The following is a 19765-nucleotide window of genomic DNA, read 5'->3' on the forward strand; positions in this document are numbered from 1 at the left end:
CGGACAGTGGAAAATTGGCAGGGTTAGGGGGGCGGCGGCGCAATAGGTCGCGCCTCGATGACCACAAAAGCCTGCGCCCAAGGATGATCGTCGGTCAGGGTAACATGGACAAAGGCTTGATGCCCCGCAGGCGTCATATCAGCCAGACGTTGGGCGGCCCATCCGGTCAACTGCATCTGCGGCTGGCCGGTATGCATGTTTGATACGGCCATATCTTTCCATGCGATGCCCATGCGCAGACCTGTGCCAAGCGCCTTGGAACAGGCCTCTTTGGCGGCCCAGCGTTTGGCATAGGTGGCGGGCGCATGCGGGCGGCTTTCGGCTTTGCCTTGTTCGCGCTCGGTAAACACGCGGTTGCGAAAGCGGTCACCGAAACGGGCCAAAGTGGCCTCTATCCGCTCGATATTCGCCAGATCAGAGCCGATGCCGAGGATCATGCGCTTTGGGTGCCGTTGCGGGCGCAATCGATGCGGCGGCGCATTTCCTCGATGGCGGGGCCAAGGCCGCGAAACACCGCTTCGCCAATCAGGAAATGGCCGATGTTCAGCTCGACCACCTCGGGGAAGACGGCAACATGGGTGGCGGTTTCGAAATCAAGGCCGTGGCCCATGTGCACCTCCAGGCCCAAAGAATGGGCATGCGTGGCACCAAGGCGCAGGGCCTCTAGCTCGGCGGCGGCGGCATCGGTTTGGCCTTCGGCGATCAGGTCGCAATAGCGGCCGGTGTGCAGCTCTACCACTGCGGCGCCGATTTTGGCGGATGCCTCGATCTGGCGGGCCTCATGGCCAATAAACATAGATACACGGCACCCCGCATCACGAAGCGGCGCGATAAAGGCGGCAAGGCGGGTTTCGTCGCCAGCGACATCCAGCCCGCCCTCGGTGGTGCGTTCCTCGCGTTTTTCGGGCACAAGGCAGATAGCATGCGGTTTGTGGCGCAATGCGATGGCCTGCATTTCACTGGTCGCGGCGCATTCAAAATTCAGCGGCACCGAAATGCCCGCAACCAGCGCCTCGATATCGCTATCCCGGATATGGCGACGGTCTTCACGCAGGTGGGCGGTGATGCCATCGGCGCCGGCTGCCTCGGCCAGAAAGGCCGCGCGCAACGGGTCGGGCAAGGCACCGCCACGGGCGTTGCGGATGGTTGCCACATGATCGATATTGATGCCCAGCCGTAGCCGCCCCAAAGGTGTCATCGTCTCGTCCTTTTGTTTCACTGGCAAAGATTAGCCTTTTGCCTTGGTCGCGTCATCCCCAGAGATTGGTCCCGGCGCCGCATCGTTTGCATGCGCTGCCTCACGTTGAACCAGACGCTTTTCCAGCCGGTCGCGCAATTTCTTTTTGCGGCGGTGCTGGTAGGCCAGAATCAAGGGCAAGCTGATATAATAGCTGGCGATGCCACCAATAAGCCCAAGCACGGCGCCGCCCAGAAGATAGGGCAGATAGACCCGAAAGAAAAAGCGGTGCAGGCGGTCCCAATGGGTGGGAACATCTGAAAACAGCGAGGTGATATTGTGCCAGAACTCGGCGCTGGCCTGTCCAAAATCGGTAAAGATTTCCAATGGCGACATGACACCGGGATGCCCGAGCATCCAATTCCCCAGCTCGACCCCGAAGGCCGCGATAAAGGGAAACGTGATCGGATTGCCGACAAACGTTGCCATCAAAGAGGCAAGGATATTGCCGCGCATCACCCATGCGATAAAGGCTGCCGCACCGAAATGCAGCCCGAACAGCGGCGAGAATGAGATGAAAACACCGGCAAATATCCCGCGGGCAATGCGGTGCGGCGCGTCAGGCAGCCTGCGCAAACGGTGCTTCATGTAATGGGCGGCGCGGGTCCAGCCTCCGCGTGGCCAGACCGCTTCGGCGATGGTGCGTCCCCAAGACCTTTTGTTGCGCCGCTTAAATACCATACCCTGAGGTCTTTCTTGAATTCGCGATCAGGGCTTGCGCCGAGTGTCACGATGGCGGCTCACATCGGCCACATCTGTCTCGGCTTCGAGTGCTGTCATAATCATATGCAGATGCTCGACATCCCGCAAGTCAACGTCCATCAACAAACGGTAAAAATCCGGTTTACGGTCAACGAATTGCAAATCGGAAATATTCGCTTTTTGTTGGCCGATCAGGGTGCAGATGCGGCCCAGAACGCCTGCATCGTTCGAAATGGTCAATTCAAGGCTAACGGTGTTAACCGCAGCGTGACGCCCCGCCTGCCAGTTCAGATCGACCCAGCGTTCGGGTTGGTCCTCGACCTCTTCCAGCGCGGGGCAATCAATTGCATGGACGACAACGCCCTGCCCGCGATAGGTGATGCCGACGATACGCTCGCCCGGCACGGGTTGGCAACACGCGGCACGCTTAAAGGTTTGGTCAGCGTTAAGGCCGATAAAGGGCCGTGTGGCATCAACCACCTCGCCACCGACCTGGGTCAGTTCGGGATACAGTGTTTCCAGCACCCGTCGCGCAGTCAGTTCGGCCGAGCCGAGCCGCGCCAGCAGATCGACCTCATCCTCTAGCGCCAGCATGCGGGCGGCGGTGCGCAGGGCCTTATCGGTGGCTTTGCGTCCAACATGATCAAAGGCCGCGCGCGCCAATTCGCGCCCGAGTTTGATAAACCGGCCACGGTCTTCTTCGCGCAAGGAGCGGCGGATGGCGGCTTTGGCGCGGCCGGTCGTGACGATCTCAATCCAGCTGGCCTGCGGGCGTTGGCCTTCGGCGGTGATAATCTCAACCGACTGGCCGTTCTTCAACCGGGTCCAGAGCGGTACACGAATGCCGTCAACCTTGGCCGAAACCGTGGAATTGCCGATACGGGTGTGGATGGAATAGGCGTAATCAAGCGGCGTGGCACCGCGTGGAAGCTGCACCACATCGCCTTTGGGCGTAAAGCAAAACACCTGATCGGTGTACATTTCCAGCTTAACATTTTCGAGAAAATCGTCGTGATCTTCTTCGTTCATGTTTTCGGTCAGCTTGGCCACCCATTTCACCGGGTCCACAGCAAAGGGGTTATTGGCCCGCACCCCTTCGCGGTATGACCAATGCGCGGCGACGCCCGCCTCGGCCACCTCGTGCATCTGGCGGGTGCGGATTTGCACCTCGACCCGCTTGCCGTCACGCCCCGAAACGGTGGTGTGAATGGAACGGTAGCCGTTGTTTTTGGGCTGGCTGATATAGTCTTTGAACCGGCCCGGAACCGCGCGCCAGCGTTGGTGGATCACGCCAAGAACGCGGTAACAATCGGCCTCGCTTTGCGTGATGATGCGGAAACCGTAGATGTCGGACAGGCGCGAAAACGACAGGTCTTTTTCCTGCATCTTGCGCCAGACCGAATAGGGTTTTTTCGCACGGCCAAACACATCGGCGTCGATATTGGCGCGGTCAAGCTCGGTCCGGATGTCGGCGGTGATTTTATAGACCACATCCCCCGCCTCACGCTGAAGCGTGATAAAGCGGCGGATGATGGAATTGCGCGCCTCGGGGTTCAATACACGGAACGCCAGATCTTCCAGCTCTTCGCGCATCCATTGCATACCCATGCGGCCCGCCAGAGGCGCATAGATTTCCATGGTTTCGCGGGCTTTTTGACCCTGTTTTTCGGGGCGCATCGATTTGATCGTACGCATATTGTGCAGACGGTCGGCCAGCTTGACCAAGATCACACGCAGATCTTTGGACATCGCCATGAACAGCTTGCGAAAGTTCTCGGCCTGTTTCGATTGTGTCGAGGAAAGCTGCAAATTGGTCAGCTTGGTCACGCCATCAACCAGCTCGGCAACCTCATGGCCAAACTTGTCGGCGACATCGCTATAGGTGGCTTTGGTGTCCTCGATCGTGTCATGCAACAGGGCAGTGATGATCGTGGCATCGTCCAGCCGTTGCTCGGTCAAAATGGCGGCGACAGCGACGGGATGGGTAAAATATGGCTCGCCCGAGTGGCGCATCTGGCCTTCATGCACGCGCAGGCCATAGGCATAGGCCTTGCGGATCAGATCAGCATTGGTACGGGGGTTGTAGTTGTGGACGAGGGCGACCAGGTCTTCGACGTCGATCATCCTCGCCACATCCTATTTCGGCGTTATTCCATTTTGGGCCCGATGGGCGCCAATTCAGTTGGCGCCTTGGGCTTCCATCAATGCGCGCAGCAGGCGCTCTTCTGACATGTCGTCGGTTGCCGGGCGGTCAACTTCGCCGCCCATCAACAGGGACATCTTATCTTCTTCAGGCTCATCCACCTCAATCTGGGTTTGATAGCTTTCGATCATCCGCTCACGCAGACTGTTGGCCGATTGCGTCTCATCCGCGATTTCACGCAAAGAGACGACGGGGTTCTTGTCATTGTCGCGATCAACCGTCAGGGCCGAGCCTGACTGGATTTCACGCGCGCGATGTGCGGCAAGCATTACCAGCTCAAACCGGTTCGGAACTTTGTCGACGCAATCTTCAACGGTTACGCGGGCCATAAGAGACACCCTTTCAGATCTGAGTTTAGGAACGGCCTATTTAAGGCGTGGCCCATCCCTTGACAAGGACATTATGGCCTGCATGGCCCCAAGAAACACGACAATTCACCGTGAATGCGTCGGGTTTTTCCTATTCCTGACGGATCAGCGCACGAATCAGGCGCGCTATTGCAAAGGTTTCACCGTGTCCAAATCGGTTTTTGGTAACGCATCGCGCAGCTCAACCGCGGTTTTTCCAAGGATCGGGTGACGCCAATCAGGGGCAATTTCGGCCAAAGGCACCAAGACAAAGGCGCGATCGGCAAGGCGGGGATGCGGCAGGATAAGCTGCTCAGGGGTGCGCACCAGCTGCTCGGCCAGTGGCAAATCGCGCCAGAACTGATGGGTTTTAGGGTCCGGCGCCACGATGTCGTCAACCGCCAAAAGATCAATATCAAGTGTTCGGCTTGCCCAGCGTCCCGACCGGATTCGCCCATGCCGCGCCTCAACGTGATGTAATATCGACAAAATATCATCAGCAGACAAATTATCGTTTATATAAAAGGCAGCGGCGGCGTTTACATAGTCTGGCCCCGCCCCTGCCGGAAAGCACGGTGTGCGGTAAAATTTGCTTTGGGATTGCAAATCAAACCCAAAGCCCACCAGATCGTCGATCGCTGCCTGCAAGGTCTCTGCGCTGGACCGCCGAGTTGACGTAAGGTCAGATGGCAGATTTGCGCCTAATGCTACAAGCGTAAACATTTATTTGAATTTTTCCACAAAGTTATACACTATAGATTTGCTTGAACTTCGGTATCAAACGCCGATATTGAGGTCATTCGCAAACAGCTTTTTTCGATGTCTTTTATTTCCTAAGAAATTGGATGCGATCACATTGAGGGGAAACAAAATGTTTTACAAGGACGAACGGCTCGCCTTGTTTATCGATGGATCCAACTTGTACGCGGCTGCAAAATCGCTCGGGTTTGATATCGATTACAAGCTATTACGCCATGAATTTATGCGCCGCGGCAAGATGTTGCGGGCATTTTACTACACCGCCTTGCTGGAAAATGACGACTATTCACCCATTCGGCCGCTGGTCGACTGGCTGAACTATAACGGCTTTTCGATGGTGACCAAAACGGCCAAGGAATATACCGACAGCCAAGGGCGCCGCAAAGTCAAAGGCAATATGGATATCGAGCTGACCGTTGACGCGATGGAACTTGCGCCGCGCATCGACCATGCCGTGATCTTTTCGGGCGATGGCGATTTCCGGCCACTGGTCGAAAGCTTGCAGCGCCAAGGCGTGCGGGTTTCGGTTGTCTCAACCGTGCGGAGCCAACCGCCTATGATTGCCGATGAGCTGCGCCGCCAAGCCGATAATTTCATCGAGCTGGACGAGCTGCGCGACGTGATCGGCCGCCCGCCACGCGAACCCAGATTCGACGGCGACGAAGCTATCGAAATGGCCGTAGCGGCAAAGTAACCCTGTTTGCGGCGGCCCAGTGGGGACCGGGCTGCCGCAAACCTTGGCCAAGGCTGTGGCTATTTTGAATGCCGACCGCCGAATGGCTTTGCATGCAACGTGGTTTTACGTCATGGGCATGGCATGCTGATTTTCTCGTCTTTGCTGGGTTTGTTTGTCGCGGCTTTTGTCGCGGCAACTGTTGTGCCCTTTCAATCAGAGGTCATCTTTGTCGCCCTGCAAGTCGCAGATCGTGTTCCCGTACCTTGGTTGATTGTCGTGGCCAGCATCGGCAACACATTGGGCGCGTTGGTCAATTACTACATCGGTTATGGGATCACGCGGTTTGAGGGCAAAAGCTGGTTTCCGGCCACGCCCGAACAAATGGCCCGCGTAGAGCGTTGGTTCCAGCGTTGGGGCGTTTGGGTTTTATTGGTAAGCTGGTTGCCTGCGGGCGATGTGATGACCGTTATTGCAGGTGTCATGCGGACGCCGATATGGCTGTTTATGCTGTTGGTGGGCATTGCCAAAACCAGCCGTTACATTGGTTTGGCGCTGATCACGGCAGGGCTGATCGGGTAGCGGGGGCGCTGCCCCACTGCGCCTGACGGCTAGGTTGCATTGCCCTGCAATGCAACGATCCCCCCGGGATATTTTTGCCGAAAAGAAAGCGCTTGGGCTGGACCTGCTGCAATGTGGGATTTACCTGTAAGCGGAACAGATTTGGAGAGTTGCTATGAAACGCGCGCCTTTAACGCTTTATTTGGCCGCGCCGCGCGGATTTTGCGCTGGCGTTGACCGCGCGATCAAGATCGTCGAGCTGGCTTTGCAGAAATGGGGTGCGCCGGTTTATGTGCGCCACGAGATCGTGCACAACAAATTTGTCGTCGATGACTTGCGGGCGAAAGGGGCGGTGTTTGTTGAGGAGTTGGAGGATTGCCCCGATGACCGGCCGGTAATTTTTTCGGCGCATGGCGTGCCGAAATCGGTACCGGCAGCAGCAGAGGCGCGGGCGATGATTGCCGTTGACGCCACCTGCCCTTTGGTAACCAAGGTGCATAATGAGGCCGCGCGGCATTCGGCCGACGGGTTGCAAATGGTGATGATCGGGCATGAGGGCCACCCCGAAACCGTGGGCACGATGGGGCAATTGCCTGAAGGTGAGGTTTTGTTGGTCGAAACCGAGGCCGACGTGGCGGGGTTGCGCGTGCGGGATGCGGGAAAGCTGGCGTTTATCACGCAGACCACCTTGTCTGTGGATGATACCGCCGGGATTGTGGCCGCGTTGCAGGCGCGGTTTCCGGCGATTGTGGGGCCGCATAAGGAAGATATTTGTTATGCCACCACCAACCGGCAAGCTGCCGTTAAGGCGATTGCGCCCAAGATTGACGCGCTTTTGGTGATTGGTGCGCCCAATTCCAGCAATTCCAAACGTCTGGTCGAGGTGGGGCGTGCCGCCGGATGTGCCTATGCACAGCTGGTGCAGCGCGCCGTTGATATCGATTGGCGGGCGCTTGAGGGCATTCGCGCAGTGGGCATCACGGCTGGGGCCTCGGCGCCCGAAGTGTTGGTCAACGAGGTGATTGATGCCTTTGCCGCGCGCTATGAGACGGTGGTGGAACTGGTGGAAACGGCGCAGGAGAATGTGGAGTTCAAGGTACCCAAGGTATTGCGTGAGGTTTAGGGCGGATGCCTGCGGCGCAGGTATTTTTGCCAAGATGAAATCGGCGGGTGCTCTGGACCTTTGGCGCGGGGCTGCTTAGACCGACGCGCAAAGAGGAGATGCTGATGCCCGAGCTTTACGCCTATACTGACGGAGCCTGTTCGGGCAACCCTGGCCCTGGCGGGTGGGGTGTTTTGATGCTGGCGCGTGAGGGCGACGTTGTCGTCAAGGAGCGTACGTTGCAGGGTGGCGAGGCCGATACCACCAACAACCGCATGGAGCTGATGGCAGCGATTTCGGCATTGGAAGCCTTGGCGCGGCCCTCGACCATTATTCTGGTGACCGACAGCGCCTATGTGAAAAACGGGATTACCGAGTGGTTGGCCGGCTGGAAGCGCAAGAACTGGCGCACGGCGGCGGGATCTGCGGTGAAGAATGTCGATTTGTGGCAGCGGTTGGATGAAGCACGGCAGCGGCACAGCGTTGAGTGGCGCTGGATCAAGGGCCACGCGGGCCATGCCGAGAATGAACGGGCCGATGAATTGGCACGTGCGGGTATGGCGCCGTTCAAACCCGCCAAGCCAGAGGTGGCAAAGTGACCGCGCTGGATGCGCTCGATTTTGCTTCGGTGGCGGTGTTTGCGCTGACGGGTGCGCTGGTGGCATCGCGCAGCCAGTTGGACCTTGTGGGGTTCATTTTCATTGCCTGTTTAACGGCGGTCGGCGGTGGCACCATTCGGGATGTCTTGCTGAACCGCGAATTGGTGTTCTGGATTGCCGATCCAAGTATCTTGCTGGCGGCGGTGGCGGCGGCGATTGTGGTGTTTTTCGGCGCACATTTGTTGGAAAGCCGGTATCGCGCGATTGTCTGGCTGGATGCCTTTGCCTTGGCGATTGCGGTGCCTGCGGGCGTGGGCGTGGCGATGGGTCTGGGGCATCACTGGGCCGTTGTGATGGTCATGGGGGTGGCCACGGGCTGTTTTGGCGGCCTGATGCGCGATGTGGTGTGCAATGAGGTGCCGTTGGTTCTGAAGCAAGGCGAGATTTACGCGACGGCTGCTTTTGCGGGCGCAGGTGCGGCGGTGCTTGCCGTGATGGTCGGGCAGCCTGTTGGCTATGCGCTATTGGCCTGCTCTGCGGTTACGTTCGTATTGCGCGCGGGCAGCATTGCCTTTGGCTGGGGCTTGCCCGTCTACCGCGCCAAGCCGCCGCGCCCGGAAAGCCCCAAACAGAATTAGAACTGTCGCCGCACGCGGAACGCGGGCGGCCGGGCCCAACCTTGAGGCGATGTGGCCGCAAGGCCACGTCAACGAATGGCGGGAGAGGCCCGTTACCCGTTGCGCCGATATGTCAGGTAATGCTGGGGGCGGCCCTCTCGGATGGCCTTTTGTTCGTAGCGGGTTGATAGCCAATCGTCCCAAGGGGTCGCGGATTGCTGGATCAGGGTAAAGCCCGCGACCGGCACTTCCTCCAGCGTTTGGCGGACGTAATCATCGATGTCAGTCGCCACCCGAAACTCGGCCCCCGGCATCATCACCCGCGCCAAAGAAACCAAGTGATCCTGGGTCACAAAGCGGCGGCGGTGGTGGCGGGCCTTTGGCCACGGGTCGGGGTAGTTCAGAAAGGTTTTGGCGATGCAGGCATCGGGCAAAATATCAAACAAATCACGCACGTCTTCGGGGTGCACCCGCAGGTTCGACACATCTGCCGCGCGGATTTTGCCCAAGAGCATGGCCACGCCGTTCACAAACGGCTCGCACCCGACAATGCCGACTTCGGGATAGCGCGCGGCCATATGGACCAGATGCTCGCCCCCGCCAAAGCCGATTTCCAGCCACAAAGGTCGGTCGTCACCGAAAAAGCTGCCGGGGTCGACGACCGTGCGGTCGGGGTTATCGGCGTGGCTGGTGCCTGCGGGGCGCAATGGTTCCAGATCCTCGGCCAGATAGGCCTTTTGGCTGGGCCGCAGGGTCTTGCCGTGATGACGCCCGTAAAAATTACGGCGTTCGGGCGTGGTTTTGATCTCATTTTCCGGCATTGTGGCCCCCTTGGCTAACGCGGGGTGGGGGTAGACCCTGCGCGGCGGCGCGTCAAGCGGTTGGATAGTGTGGAAATGTGGGTGCGCGGCGTTGCAATTTGCCTTGGGCAAGGCGAAGCTGTGCCAACGCGACACCGGAGCACGCCCCATATGAAAACGATCTATCTTTTGAACGGCCCCAACCTGAACCTATTGGGCAAACGCCAGCCCGAGATTTACGGGCATGAAACGCTTGCCGATGTGGAACGCGATTGCACGGCTTTGGCGCAGGGTTTGGGGCTGGGGCTGGTGGCGTTTCAATCCAACCATGAAGGCGCGATCATCGACAAAATCCATGAGGCGCGGGATAGGGCGGCGGCGATTGTGATCAATCCCGGTGCGTTTACCCATACATCCATTGCCATTCTGGATGCGTTGAATGCCTTTGACGGCGCGGTGATCGAGGTTCACATCTCAAACGTCCACAAGCGAGAGGAATTCCGCCATCATTCCTATGTGTCCTTGCGGGCCGAGGGTGTGATCGCGGGTCTGGGGACCGAAGGCTATAAGGCCGCCGTTCGCCGCATCGCGCAGCTAGTCGCTTAGGCTGGCTGTCACCGCTGAATACTCCGCAAGTGCGGCCACACCTTTGGGCGTTAGCATGTAAATCCCGCGCTCGACCCGTTCAAACCAACCGTAATGGTCGTCGCGCATCAAAGGGGCGGCGCGTTTCACGCCTGTGGCCCCTGCCACAACCGAGGCCTTGCACGGCCCCGCCTGCAAATGCACTGCGCAGCGCAAGGCGTCCTGGCGGTACACGGTCATCTTTTTCACGCCGGTACTGCCGCCCAAGTTCGGATCGCCCACACGGCGGTCAAATTCGCGCAGCAGCCGCGCGGCGGGTTTGGTTTTCAGCTTGGGCGCATAGGGTGCGGGGTCCAGATGCGCCTCGACCCCGTCGGGCCCCACAGCCAGCAGGCCCAATGACAGGCGGCGGCACAGCGCGATAATGTCGCGGTAGCGCAGTTTCCAGCCCTTGTTTCGCGGCACGGCCAAATAGACCTGCTGAAACATGCCCTGCCGTTCAACCCCTTGCATCACCAGTTGCAGGGAAAACGTCAGCTTCATTTCCACAATCACCGGGGGTTCATCGCCGCGCCGCGCCATGATATCGCAATCGCCGATTTCGGCTTTCACCTCATAGCCTTGCGCCTGCAAATAGGCCTTTAGCGGCGCGTAAAGATCGGCCTCGCGCATGGGCTATCAGGTGCGGCGCAACCGGATCACCACATCAACCTTTGAAATCTCGGTCCCTTCGGGCAGATCGGGCAGGCGCGTGATTTCCAGTTGGTCGGCTCGGGCATCTGTTAGCTCGGCCGTAGCTTCCCAATAGAAATGCGGGTGGTCATCCATGCGGGTATCAAAATAGCTTTTCGACCCGTCTACCACGACCTCTTGCATCAACCCCGCCTCGCAAAAGGCGCGCAGGGTGTTGTAGACGGTGGCAAGGCTTACCCCTTCGCCCGTGTCATTGGACGCGGCAAACAGGCTTTCGGCCGTAACATGGCGGTCAATACCATCACCAACCAGCAGACCCGCCAGAACCACGCGCTGCCGCGTTGGCCGCAGCCCGCCTTTGGCAAGCCAATCGGTCGCACGTTGCAAAGCCTGATCACCCATTCAATATCCGCCTTTTATACTTGCCCTATATATAAGGCCGGATTTGATGGTTTTTCAACCCGAATGCGTGCCCTAAATGCCGCCGCCCTTGCCAGTCTATAAAGCGGGGTGTTAATGGAGAGGAAAGAGCAGCGAAAGAAGGGGCTTTGCCTTATGTCACAATATCCAACAAGTTTTGACAAAGAGGGCTTGCTGAAATGCGCACGCGGCGAGCTGTTTGGCCCGGGCAATGCCCAGCTGCCTGCCCCGCCCATGCTGATGATGGATCGCATTACCGAAGTATCGGCCGATGGTGGCGCCCATGGCAAAGGCCATATTGTCGCTGAATTTGATATCACCCCCGACCTGTGGTTCTTCGACTGCCACTTTCCGGGCAACCCGATCATGCCCGGCTGTCTGGGCCTTGACGGGTTGTGGCAGTTGACCGGCTTTAACCTTGGCTGGCGCGGCTGGCAGGGGCGCGGCTATGCGCTGGGTGTCGGCGAAGTAAAGCTGACAGGCATGGTGCGCCCTGATCGCAAGATGCTGACCTATAAGGTAGATTTCACCAAAGCGATCCAAACCCGCCGCCTGACCATGGGCGTGGCTGACGGGATTGTCGAAGCGGATGGCGAAGTGATCTATATTGTTAAAGATATGAAGGTTGCGCTGTCGGAAAGCTGATCTGCGCAAGATTAAGACCCAAAGATTTGTCTACGACCAAGTTCTGACTACGAAAGGAATGCGCCCATGCGTCGCGTCGTTATCACCGGTATCGGTATTGTTTCGTCTATCGGCAATAATGCCACCGAAGTAGAGGCCAGCCTGCGCGCAGGCAAATCCGGCATTGTCGCCGCCCCGCAATATGTTGAACACGGCTTTCGCAGCCAGATCCACGGCATGCCGCAGATCGTGCTAGAGGACCATATCGACAAGCGCGACCTGCGCTTTATGGGCGCCGGTGCGGCCTATAACTTTATCGCGATGGAACAGGCGATTGCCGATGCGGGGCTGGATGCCGCCGATGTATCGAATGAACGCTCGGGGCTGATTATGGGCTCTGGCGGGCCGTCGACCTCGAACTTCTTTGCCGCGCATAACATCGTGATTGAAAAAGGCGCGCCCAAGCGTATGGGCCCGTTCATGGTAACGCGCTGCATGTCCTCGACCAACTCGGCCTGCCTTGCCACGCCGTTCAAGATCAAAGGCGTGAACTATTCGATCACCTCGGCCTGCTCGACCTCGGCGCATTGCATCGGCAATGGTGCCGAACTGATCCAGATGGGCAAGCAAGACATCGTTTTTGCTGGCGGTGGTGAGGAGTTGGATTGGACCCTCTCTTGCCTGTTCGACGCGATGGGCGCGATGTCCAGCAAGTACAACGACACGCCGGAACTGGCAGCCCGCGCCTTTGACGCCACGCGTGACGGCTTTGTCATCGCAGGCGGCGGCGGTGTTGTGGTGCTTGAGGAATTGAACCACGCGCTGGCCCGCGGCGCCAAGATTTACGGCGAAGTGACCGGCTATGGCGCCACATCCGACGGCGCCGATATGGTTGCCCCTTCGGGCGAAGGCGGTGAGCGGTCGATGAAGCTGGCGATGTCTACCCTGCCCGAAGGCCGCAAGGTTACCTATATCAACGCGCACGGCACCTCGACCCCCGCAGGCGATGTGACCGAGGTAAAGGCCATTCGCCGTGTCTTTGGTGACGGTTCGGTGCCGCCGATTTCGTCCACCAAATCGCTGACCGGCCACTCTTTGGGCGCAACCGGTGTGCATGAGGCGATTTACAGCCTGCTGATGATGCAGGGCGGTTTCATCACTGCCTCGGCCAACGTCACCCAGCTTGACCCGGAATTGAAGCCCGAAGAAATCGCCACTGAATTCCGAGAGATCGAGCATGACAGCATTCTGTCCAACTCTTTCGGCTTTGGCGGCACCAATGCCACGCTGCTGATGTCGAAGTATAAAGGATAACAAATGGCCGATCTGATGAAGGGCAAGCGGGGCCTTGTGATGGGTGTCGCGAATGAGCGCTCTATCGCTTGGGGCTGTGCACGCGCCTTGGCGGCCGAAGGGGCCGAGCTGGCCTTTACCTATCAAGGCGAGGCGTTCGGCAAACGTCTGGAACCGCTGGCCGCAAGCGTTGGGTCAACGCTGATGGTCGATGTCGATGTGACTGACGATGCCTCGCTTGATGCCGCCTTTGCGCGGATCAAAGAGGAATGGGGCAGCATCGATTTCCTGGTCCATGCCATCGCCTTTTCCGACAAAAGCGAACTGACCGGCCGGATCAGCAACACCAGCCGCGCCAACTTTAAAACCACGATGGATATCAGCTGCTTCAGCTTTATCGATGTGGCCCGCCGCGCGGCTGAATTGATGCCGGATGGTGGCACGTTGATGACCATGACCTATGGCGGATCAAACCGTGTAACGCCCAATTACAACGTGATGGGCGTGGCCAAGGCGGCGCTGGAATCGGCTGTGCGCTATTTGGCGGCCGATCTTGGCCCCCAGAAAATCCGTGTGAACGCCATTTCACCCGGCCCGATGAAAACGCTGGCCGGCGCTGCGATTGGCGGTGCACGCGCCACCTATCGCCATACCGAAAACAACGCGCCGCTGCAAACCAACGCCAGCCTGGAATCGGTTGGTGGCACAGCCGTTTACCTTGCATCCGATTACGGCATGCATACCACGGGCGAGATTGTCCGCGTTGATGGCGGTTACCATGTTCTGGGCATGCCACGGGCCGAACATATCGCTTGACCAAACTATCATTCGGCGCATCCTGTCTATGACAAAGGAGTGCGCCGAATGACCCAAAAGATCTTTGTTAACATCCCGGTGTCCGATCTCGAACGCTCCAAAGCGTTCTATCAGGCCATCGGCTTTTCGCTAAACCTGAATTTCGCCGATGAAACCGCCTGCTGCGTGGTGATCTCCGAGCATATTTTCCTGATGATTTTGACCTATCCTCGGTTCGAAGGTTTTGCCACCCTGCCCCGTGCCGATACGCAAAAAACCACAGGCGCCATGTTTGCACTTTCCTGCCAAGATCGCGCCGCCGTGGATAAAATCACCGAGGCCGCACTGGCCGCAGGCGGTTCCGAACCTAAACCTTTTGACGATCACGGCTTTATGTACACCCGCACCTTCCAAGACCCGGACGGCAACGTGTTTGAACCGTTCTGGATGGACGAAACCGCCATTCCAACGCATGAAACCTGAATGATTGGAGCGGGTGACGGGAATCGAACCCGTGTCTCTAGCTTGGAAGGCTAGGGTCTTACCATTACACAACACCCGCGCTGCACTTGGTATAATCATCCGGCCCGCCCTGTGCAAGCAGGTGCGCAACCAAAATGACGCAAATCACATTAACCCGCTACAGCCACACTTCCGTTTTGGCAGAAATCAAAGCTGTTGGGCTTCATCTTGGCCTAAATACCTACTCTGCCTTTACAAAAAGGTACAAAGGCCGCGCAATTCAGCGCGGCCTTTGCTAAAAATTCAATACCAACGGCAAGCGATCACTGACCGACAGTTTTAATGCGGCCTTCAACCTTGCTGGTTACGCCGCCCATTTTGGCCACATAATCCATCACGTCATTGGCCATCAAATTGCCATTGCCCGCGTTAATCAACACCTTACCACCGCCAAGCGCCGCAAAGCCGTCACCGCCGCCCAGAATGTAGTCATTCGCCGCAACCTTATAGACCTTGTTGATGTCTAGCGGCGCGCCGCCAACCGTCGCCTCGGTAATGCGCGACCCTGCTGGCGCGCTCGGGTCATAAACAATTGTCGCGCCCGAGATTTGCAAGAAACGGCCGGCGCCTTTTTCAACCTGGCTCACACCATTTTCAAAGGCGGCAAGCACATGGCTGCCAGGAAGCTCGGTTACAACGGTAACGTTGCCGAATGGCAGTTCGGTCAAAATATCGCGCCGCGTCAATGTCCTGCCCGCGTCATAGGTTGTATCGCCACGAATGCCGCCACCATTGGCCAGCCCGATATCGGCGCCAGTCGCATCACGCAACGCATCCGCGATCAGGTTGCCCATTGCCGATTCTTCGCCCCGAACCACGTTGCGGCGCGAATCCAGAACACCTTCGGTTGCACCAAGTGCGACATTCAGGCTTTCATCCAGCTTGGCCTGAAACCCGTCAACCATCGCTTGGCTTTCAGCATCTGGTTCAACATTCGCGGTGTCAATAAAGCGGAACATCGGCGTCCATTTCACCACCCGCTTGCCATCCTTTTCCGACACATCCACGATCAAATCGACAGGTGACAGAAACCGCGCGTCGATCGAGGTTTCGACATAAGCGGTGATCCCGTCATAAGAGGTGCCATAGCTGTGGTCATCGCCCGACAAAATCACGTCAAACGCCTTTGACGCGATCAACAGCGCATCGTTGGATTTGTCAGTCTGCACCACACCAACAACCAAATCTGCCCCATCCTCACGCGCTTGTTTCGCGGCAGCGATGCCCATATCAACCGTCGGCCCAAATTTCAGATCTTCGGTTGACGACACCGTGGGCGAGGTATCTTGCGCCACCGGAATAAGCGCGACCTTCAGCCCGGCAACCTCTTTCACCATGACACCGCCAAGCCCCGGCACTGCCGAACCATCAGCCTGCGTGATGTTGATCGCAGCCCAAGGGTATTTCGACGCCGCAACCTTTTCGGCAAAATTGGCAGGCCCGAAATCGAACTCATGGTTGCCAGGAACGGCCAGATCGAACGGCACAAGGTTGGTCAGCTCGACCGTGTTTTGCCCTTTGTCAAAGCCCGACAAAATCGAAGGCGACAGCATGTCACCATCAAACACATAAATCGTGTTCGGGTTGGCGGCGCGTTCGGCCTTGGCTACCGCATTCAAACGCGCAAACCCCCCGCGGCCTTTATCTTCGGCAAAGTTGTAAACATCACCTACGCCCAGAAAGGTCAGCTTCACCGTCTCGGCCGTTGCTGCCGTCATCGGTGCTGCAGACAAAGCCGTCGCGCCCAAAAGCAAAGCAGAAAGTCGTTGTGTCAGGATTTTCATATCCATTCTCCCTATCGGTTTATGGCAACATCATTGCGCCCTAAGGGCCCTGAGTCAAAGGGCTTGATCGTCTTGACCACAGCAACATCACAAACAGGTAACGATACCGTCGCGTTAAGCACCCCATTGACGCAAATTTAACCTCGGTGCATGTAGACAACATGTTTATTTTCAAAATCTTCCGCCGCCCAGAATGGAACGAATTGCGCGACGCCGGCGAAACCTCCGGCGCGCCGATTGATCTGACTGATGGCTATGTGCATTTTTCGACCGCTGCACAGGTGGCAAAAACAGCCGCGCTCTATTTTGCCGATCAATCCGATCTGGTGCTGGTGGCCGTGGATGCGGATAGCTTGGGTGATGCCCTGAAATGGGAACCCTCGCGCGGGGGCGATCTTTTTCCCCATCTTTACCGCAAGCTGCGCATGGAAGACGTGGTGTGGGATAAGGCATTGCCGCTGGGCGCATCGGGCCATATTTTCCCCGAAGGCCATATGTTTACGGGGGCGCAGCCATGAATTTTGCAGAACGTCTGGCGCTGGCCGCCCTGCACAAACTCGACCCCGAGCGTGCACACTGCCTGTCACTTGCCGCATTGCGTATGGGCCTCGCGCCCGAGCCGGGGCCATTTTCCTCCCCGCGGCTGGCCACTTCGCTTGCGGGGATGTCCCTGCCAAATCCCGTCGGCCTTGCCGCAGGTTATGACAAAAACGCCGAGGCCCTGCCCGCCCTGATGGCCGCCGGTTTTGGCTGGCTAGAGGTGGGGGCCGCGACCCCCCTGGCCCAGCCGGGCAACCCCAAACCGCGCCTGTTTCGCCTGACCGAAGACCGCGCCGCCATCAACCGCTTTGGCTTTAACAACCAAGGGATGGAGGCAATCGTCACCCGCCTTGCCCAACGGCCGCGCGGTGTGCCTGTTGGCCTTAATCTCGGGGCGAACAAAACCTCGGATGATCGCGCCGCCGATTTTGCCCGCGTTTTGGCGCGTTGCGGCCCGCATGTCGATTTCGCGACCGTCAACGTATCATCGCCCAACACCGAAAAACTGCGCGACCTGCAAGGTGCAGCCGCGTTGAAAGGCTTGCTGACCGGCGTGATGGATGTCCGCGAGGAACTGCCCAGCCCGATTCCTGTTTTCCTGAAAATCGCCCCTGATCTGACTGGGGATGAACTGGCCCAGATTGCCGAAATCGCTCTGTCCTCGGGCCTGTCCGGTATTATTGCAACCAACACCACCCTGTCGCGAGACGGGCTGAACAGCCCGCATAAATCCGAGATGGGCGGGCTTTCCGGTGCGCCATTGTTCGAAAAATCGACCCGTATTCTGGCGCAACTGTCTTTGCTAACCAATGGCCAACTGCCCCTGATCGGGGTCGGTGGCATCGCAAACGCGGAACAGGCCTATGCCAAAATCCGCGCTGGTGCCTCGGCTGTGCAAATCTATACCGCGATGGTTTACCACGGCATCACCCTTGCCACCGACATTGCCAGCGGCCTTGATGCGCTGCTGGAACGCGACGGTTTTGCATCCGTCGCCGAGGCCGTCGGCACCCAGCGCGAGCCTTGGCTATAGCCCTAGAACGCCTTGAACGTCATCGTCGTCAGCGTCCGCACGATGCCCGGAATATCGAACAAGGCTTGCGACAGGTAATGCCCGACATCCTGCCCCTCGGGGATGTAAATCTTTGCAATCAGGTCATATTCCCCGCTGGTGGAAAACAGCTCTGACACCACCTCGCGGTCATAGATCGCATCGGCGACCTCGTAGGTTTTGCCGGGGGTACAGCGGAATTGAACAAAAACGGCGGTCATGGTTTGGCTCCTCGGTTCTTTGCGTCAAACCATAGGCGCGGGCGTCAAAGGGCGAAAGCCCTATTCCTCGGCCTGCAATGCCAGCGGTGCGGGTTTGGCGACCAGATCGGCAACCCCCAGCGCCTCATTCGGGCGGCCAAGACGGTTGCGCACCACCCACAGCAAACGATCCTGCGCGCGCGTAATCGCCACATAGGCCAGCCGTTTCCACAGCGGCATCCCCGCCTCGCTCCGCCCGGCCTGCGCCGCGGCCCACAGATCGGGCGCAAAAACCTGCACCGTATCCCATTGGGAACCCTGCGCTTTATGAATGGTCACCGCCGCACCGTGCAAAAACGCAGCCCCCATTTTGGCCGCCGACGGGATAAAGGGTTCATCCTCATCCGGTTTTTCAATCTTGATAATGCTGGCGGCTGAAACCTGCGGCTCCTCGGCGCCGACAACATGCAGGCGGGCGAATCCGTCGCGGTTGCCCGGCCCCATATAGATGACCTGCGCGCCTTTGATCAGGCCCCGCGCCTCAAGGTCGATCCGCTTTTTACGGTGCTTTGCAGGCAATTCAATCCCGTCACAAATCAGCGGCTCACCGGGGATCAGCTCAAATTCCGGGGCACCGTGGGCCGCGCGAAACGCCGTAATCAGCCGGATGCGCGTGGCGTTGCGCCAAACCAAAACCGGACTGCGCGCCATCAGATCGCTGTCGACCCGCTGCGCCATAACCACCCTGTCATCACGCGCGGCGGCCTCTTCGACCATGCGCTCGAATGCTTCAAACGTCAGATCGGGGTCGGCCAGCGCGTGGGCAAGGTCTAAAATCGGGTTGTCTTGGGTCTGGCGGTGAATACGGTGCAACTCCAGCCGCCGCGTGCTGCCCAGCTTGTCAAACACCATCTCGCCCGAGTTGCCGACAGGCGCCAATTGCGCAGGGTCGCCAAACAGGACCAAGGTTGGAAAAATCTCACGCAGGTCATCGAACTGCCGCTGATCGAGCATCGAGGATTCGTCCACAAACCCCACATCCAGCGGCTCTTCGCGCCGTTTCCAGCCCTTGATAAAATCTGACCCCCGTAAACCGGCCGCCGCCAATGCCCCGGGAATAGAGGCAACCGAATCATAAAACGCTTTGGCCCTGTCCAGCGCAAGATCGGTCAGCCCCTCAACCTGAGGGCGCGGTCCATTCCCTGCAAGCCACTCGGCAATCATCTCATACTGTGGGTCATACAGCGGGGTATACAAGATGCGGTGAATCGTGGTGGCCGGCACGCCCCGCAATCGCAGCACCGATGCCGCCTTATTCGTCGGGGCCAAAATCGCCAAAGTCCGTCGATCTTTGCGCTTTTTGCCTTCATAATCGCCGGAAACCACATCGACACCGGCTGCCACCATCGCTTTATAAAGCTTTGCCAACAGCATGGTTTTACCGGAACCGGCTTTGCCCACAATGGCCATCACACTCGCCTTGCCCTCGGACGCAGGGGTCAGGCTTGCATCGTCCAAATCAATACCCATCCCTCTGAACTGATCAGAAAGCCTGTCCCAAGCCTCTGCCTGATCTTCGGAAAATGTGATTGGTGTGCTGTTCATCGCGCGACCATAGCCAAGCCACCGACGCAAGACCAGCCGAGCACCCCATTTTT

General features: G+C 58.3%; 24 protein-coding genes and 1 tRNA gene. 12 read left to right on the top strand and 13 right to left on the bottom strand.

Translation table 11 applies throughout. The features are described 5' to 3' along the window. Positions 1–23: 23 nt before the first annotated feature. From acpS to folK, 6 genes are all read right to left on the bottom strand, one after another. The gene (acpS, locus tag AKU79_RS13565; RefSeq protein WP_050524123.1) at positions 24–437 is read right to left on the bottom strand and encodes a holo-ACP synthase; all 414 of its coding nucleotides are present in this window, start codon (positions 435–437) and stop codon (positions 24–26) included. Further along, positions 434–1198: a pyridoxine 5'-phosphate synthase gene (locus tag AKU79_RS13570; RefSeq protein WP_050524248.1), complete on the bottom strand. Its 765-nt coding sequence runs from the start codon at positions 1196–1198 to the stop codon at positions 434–436. Before AKU79_RS13570 ends, acpS begins: the two co-directional genes overlap by 4 nt. Before the next feature lie 30 nt (positions 1199–1228). Beyond that, entirely contained in the window at positions 1229–1918 is a 690-nt protein-coding gene (locus AKU79_RS13575; RefSeq protein WP_050524124.1) for a DUF2062 domain-containing protein, read from the bottom strand. A gap of 27 nt (positions 1919–1945) precedes the next feature. Beyond that, positions 1946–4063, bottom strand: a complete 2118-nt coding sequence (locus AKU79_RS13580) for a RelA/SpoT family protein (RefSeq protein ID WP_050524125.1) — start codon at positions 4061–4063, stop codon at positions 1946–1948. Between the two features lie 54 nt (positions 4064–4117). Beyond that, positions 4118–4471 (bottom strand): DNA-directed RNA polymerase subunit omega, encoded by a 354-nt coding sequence (rpoZ, locus tag AKU79_RS13585; RefSeq protein ID WP_050524126.1) that lies wholly within the window; start codon positions 4469–4471, stop codon positions 4118–4120. A 165-nt stretch (positions 4472–4636) separates the two neighbouring features. Beyond that, positions 4637–5212, bottom strand: a complete 576-nt coding sequence (gene folK / locus AKU79_RS13590; RefSeq protein WP_050524127.1) for a 2-amino-4-hydroxy-6-hydroxymethyldihydropteridine diphosphokinase — start codon at positions 5210–5212, stop codon at positions 4637–4639. A gap of 148 nt (positions 5213–5360) precedes the next feature. Between folK and AKU79_RS13595 the strand changes: the two genes are divergently transcribed. The 5 genes from AKU79_RS13595 (at position 5361) to AKU79_RS13615 (ending at position 8821) form a co-directional block, all read left to right on the top strand. After that, a complete protein-coding gene (locus AKU79_RS13595; protein WP_050524128.1) occupies positions 5361–5942 on the top strand; it encodes a LabA-like NYN domain-containing protein in 582 nt (193 codons plus the stop codon). A gap of 123 nt (positions 5943–6065) precedes the next feature. Next, positions 6066–6503 carry a YqaA family protein gene (locus AKU79_RS13600; protein WP_050524129.1) on the top strand — a complete coding sequence of 146 codons (438 nt, stop codon included), beginning with the start codon at positions 6066–6068 and terminating at the stop codon, positions 6501–6503. A 154-nt stretch (positions 6504–6657) separates the two neighbouring features. Further along, entirely contained in the window at positions 6658–7605 is a 948-nt protein-coding gene (ispH, locus tag AKU79_RS13605; RefSeq protein ID WP_050524130.1) for a 4-hydroxy-3-methylbut-2-enyl diphosphate reductase, read from the top strand. A 104-nt stretch (positions 7606–7709) separates the two neighbouring features. After that, entirely contained in the window at positions 7710–8183 is a 474-nt protein-coding gene (gene rnhA / locus AKU79_RS13610; protein ID WP_050524249.1) for a ribonuclease HI, read from the top strand. Next, positions 8180–8821 (top strand): trimeric intracellular cation channel family protein, encoded by a 642-nt coding sequence (locus AKU79_RS13615; RefSeq protein WP_050524131.1) that lies wholly within the window; start codon positions 8180–8182, stop codon positions 8819–8821. The genes rnhA and AKU79_RS13615 overlap by 4 nt, the downstream gene beginning before the upstream one ends. Before the next feature lie 92 nt (positions 8822–8913). Here the strand turns inward: AKU79_RS13615 and trmB are convergent, their stop codons facing one another. Then, positions 8914–9621 (bottom strand): tRNA (guanine(46)-N(7))-methyltransferase TrmB, encoded by a 708-nt coding sequence (gene trmB, locus AKU79_RS13620; RefSeq protein ID WP_050524250.1) that lies wholly within the window; start codon positions 9619–9621, stop codon positions 8914–8916. A 150-nt stretch (positions 9622–9771) separates the two neighbouring features. Here trmB and aroQ point away from each other — a divergent pair, with 150 nt between their 5' ends. After that, positions 9772–10206, top strand: a complete 435-nt coding sequence (aroQ, locus tag AKU79_RS13625; protein ID WP_050524132.1) for a type II 3-dehydroquinate dehydratase — start codon at positions 9772–9774, stop codon at positions 10204–10206. Here aroQ and AKU79_RS13630 read toward each other — a convergent pair. Together AKU79_RS13630 and irr are read right to left on the bottom strand one after the other, a co-directional pair. Next, positions 10195–10857: a DUF2161 domain-containing phosphodiesterase gene (locus tag AKU79_RS13630; RefSeq protein ID WP_050524133.1), complete on the bottom strand. Its 663-nt coding sequence runs from the start codon at positions 10855–10857 to the stop codon at positions 10195–10197. The two genes, aroQ and AKU79_RS13630, sit on opposite strands and share 12 nt — an antisense overlap. A 6-nt stretch (positions 10858–10863) precedes the next feature. Beyond that, positions 10864–11280, bottom strand: coding sequence for a Fur family transcriptional regulator Irr (irr, locus tag AKU79_RS13635; RefSeq protein WP_050524134.1), 417 nt, complete (start codon positions 11278–11280; stop codon positions 10864–10866). A gap of 153 nt (positions 11281–11433) precedes the next feature. On the opposite strand from irr, the gene fabA reads away from it, so the two are divergent. From fabA to AKU79_RS13655, 4 genes are all read left to right on the top strand, one after another. Further along, positions 11434–11943, top strand: coding sequence for a bifunctional 3-hydroxydecanoyl-ACP dehydratase/trans-2-decenoyl-ACP isomerase (gene fabA, locus AKU79_RS13640; RefSeq protein WP_050524135.1), 510 nt, complete (start codon positions 11434–11436; stop codon positions 11941–11943). A gap of 66 nt (positions 11944–12009) precedes the next feature. Further along, positions 12010–13236, top strand: coding sequence for a beta-ketoacyl-ACP synthase I (gene fabB / locus AKU79_RS13645; RefSeq protein ID WP_050524136.1), 1227 nt, complete (start codon positions 12010–12012; stop codon positions 13234–13236). 3 nt (positions 13237–13239) lie between these two features. After that, positions 13240–14031, top strand: coding sequence for an enoyl-ACP reductase FabI (locus AKU79_RS13650; protein WP_050524137.1), 792 nt, complete (start codon positions 13240–13242; stop codon positions 14029–14031). A 48-nt stretch (positions 14032–14079) separates the two neighbouring features. Then, positions 14080–14493: a VOC family protein gene (locus AKU79_RS13655; RefSeq protein WP_050524138.1), complete on the top strand. Its 414-nt coding sequence runs from the start codon at positions 14080–14082 to the stop codon at positions 14491–14493. Positions 14494–14498: 5 nt separating this feature from the next. On the opposite strand, the gene AKU79_RS13660 is transcribed toward AKU79_RS13655, so the two are convergent. Together AKU79_RS13660 and AKU79_RS13665 are read right to left on the bottom strand one after the other, a co-directional pair. After that, positions 14499–14572, bottom strand: a tRNA-Gly gene (locus AKU79_RS13660). A 223-nt stretch (positions 14573–14795) separates the two neighbouring features. Then, positions 14796–16322: a bifunctional metallophosphatase/5'-nucleotidase gene (locus AKU79_RS13665; RefSeq protein ID WP_050524139.1), complete on the bottom strand. Its 1527-nt coding sequence runs from the start codon at positions 16320–16322 to the stop codon at positions 14796–14798. Positions 16323–16477: 155 nt separating this feature from the next. Between AKU79_RS13665 and AKU79_RS13670 the strand changes: the two genes are divergently transcribed. Next, entirely contained in the window at positions 16478–16834 is a 357-nt protein-coding gene (locus tag AKU79_RS13670; RefSeq protein ID WP_050524140.1) for a DUF952 domain-containing protein, read from the top strand. Further along, positions 16831–17889: a quinone-dependent dihydroorotate dehydrogenase gene (locus AKU79_RS13675; RefSeq protein WP_050524141.1), complete on the top strand. Its 1059-nt coding sequence runs from the start codon at positions 16831–16833 to the stop codon at positions 17887–17889. Before AKU79_RS13670 ends, AKU79_RS13675 begins: the two co-directional genes overlap by 4 nt. Positions 17890–17891: 2 nt before the next feature. Here AKU79_RS13675 and AKU79_RS13680 read toward each other — a convergent pair whose 3' ends face one another. Both AKU79_RS13680 and AKU79_RS13685 read right to left on the bottom strand, forming a co-directional pair. Further along, positions 17892–18128, bottom strand: coding sequence for an Lrp/AsnC ligand binding domain-containing protein (locus AKU79_RS13680; protein ID WP_050524142.1), 237 nt, complete (start codon positions 18126–18128; stop codon positions 17892–17894). 60 nt (positions 18129–18188) lie between these two features. Further along, the gene (locus AKU79_RS13685) at positions 18189–19712 is read right to left on the bottom strand and encodes an ATP-dependent DNA helicase (protein WP_050524251.1); all 1524 of its coding nucleotides are present in this window, start codon (positions 19710–19712) and stop codon (positions 18189–18191) included. Between the last annotated feature and the right edge of the window lie 53 nt (positions 19713–19765).

The sequence above is a fragment of the Pseudorhodobacter wandonensis genome (assembly GCF_001202035.1).
Lineage (GTDB): Bacteria > Pseudomonadota > Alphaproteobacteria > Rhodobacterales > Rhodobacteraceae > Pseudorhodobacter > Pseudorhodobacter wandonensis.

Coding starts and splice junctions, on each gene's coding strand:
- rpoZ (WP_050524126.1), bottom strand. CDS start 4,471: ATGGCCCGCGTAACCGTTGAAGATTGCGTCGACAAAGTTCCGAACCGG.
- AKU79_RS13650 (WP_050524137.1), top strand. CDS start 13,240: ATGGCCGATCTGATGAAGGGCAAGCGGGGCCTTGTGATGGGTGTCGCG.
- fabB (WP_050524136.1), top strand. CDS start 12,010: ATGCGTCGCGTCGTTATCACCGGTATCGGTATTGTTTCGTCTATCGGC.
- acpS (WP_050524123.1), bottom strand. CDS start 437: ATGATCCTCGGCATCGGCTCTGATCTGGCGAATATCGAGCGGATAGAG.
- fabA (WP_050524135.1), top strand. CDS start 11,434: ATGTCACAATATCCAACAAGTTTTGACAAAGAGGGCTTGCTGAAATGC.
- ispH (WP_050524130.1), top strand. CDS start 6,658: ATGAAACGCGCGCCTTTAACGCTTTATTTGGCCGCGCCGCGCGGATTT.
- AKU79_RS13670 (WP_050524140.1), top strand. CDS start 16,478: ATGTTTATTTTCAAAATCTTCCGCCGCCCAGAATGGAACGAATTGCGC.
- AKU79_RS13630 (WP_050524133.1), bottom strand. CDS start 10,857: ATGCGCGAGGCCGATCTTTACGCGCCGCTAAAGGCCTATTTGCAGGCG.
- AKU79_RS13600 (WP_050524129.1), top strand. CDS start 6,066: ATGCTGATTTTCTCGTCTTTGCTGGGTTTGTTTGTCGCGGCTTTTGTC.
- aroQ (WP_050524132.1), top strand. CDS start 9,772: ATGAAAACGATCTATCTTTTGAACGGCCCCAACCTGAACCTATTGGGC.
- AKU79_RS13675 (WP_050524141.1), top strand. CDS start 16,831: ATGAATTTTGCAGAACGTCTGGCGCTGGCCGCCCTGCACAAACTCGAC.
- AKU79_RS13665 (WP_050524139.1), bottom strand. CDS start 16,322: ATGGATATGAAAATCCTGACACAACGACTTTCTGCTTTGCTTTTGGGC.
- rnhA (WP_050524249.1), top strand. CDS start 7,710: ATGCCCGAGCTTTACGCCTATACTGACGGAGCCTGTTCGGGCAACCCT.
- AKU79_RS13655 (WP_050524138.1), top strand. CDS start 14,080: ATGACCCAAAAGATCTTTGTTAACATCCCGGTGTCCGATCTCGAACGC.
- AKU79_RS13580 (WP_050524125.1), bottom strand. CDS start 4,063: ATGATCGACGTCGAAGACCTGGTCGCCCTCGTCCACAACTACAACCCC.
- AKU79_RS13595 (WP_050524128.1), top strand. CDS start 5,361: ATGTTTTACAAGGACGAACGGCTCGCCTTGTTTATCGATGGATCCAAC.
- AKU79_RS13575 (WP_050524124.1), bottom strand. CDS start 1,918: ATGGTATTTAAGCGGCGCAACAAAAGGTCTTGGGGACGCACCATCGCC.
- AKU79_RS13685 (WP_050524251.1), bottom strand. CDS start 19,712: ATGAACAGCACACCAATCACATTTTCCGAAGATCAGGCAGAGGCTTGG.
- AKU79_RS13570 (WP_050524248.1), bottom strand. CDS start 1,198: ATGACACCTTTGGGGCGGCTACGGCTGGGCATCAATATCGATCATGTG.
- folK (WP_050524127.1), bottom strand. CDS start 5,212: ATGTTTACGCTTGTAGCATTAGGCGCAAATCTGCCATCTGACCTTACG.
- AKU79_RS13680 (WP_050524142.1), bottom strand. CDS start 18,128: ATGACCGCCGTTTTTGTTCAATTCCGCTGTACCCCCGGCAAAACCTAC.
- irr (WP_050524134.1), bottom strand. CDS start 11,280: ATGGGTGATCAGGCTTTGCAACGTGCGACCGATTGGCTTGCCAAAGGC.
- trmB (WP_050524250.1), bottom strand. CDS start 9,621: ATGCCGGAAAATGAGATCAAAACCACGCCCGAACGCCGTAATTTTTAC.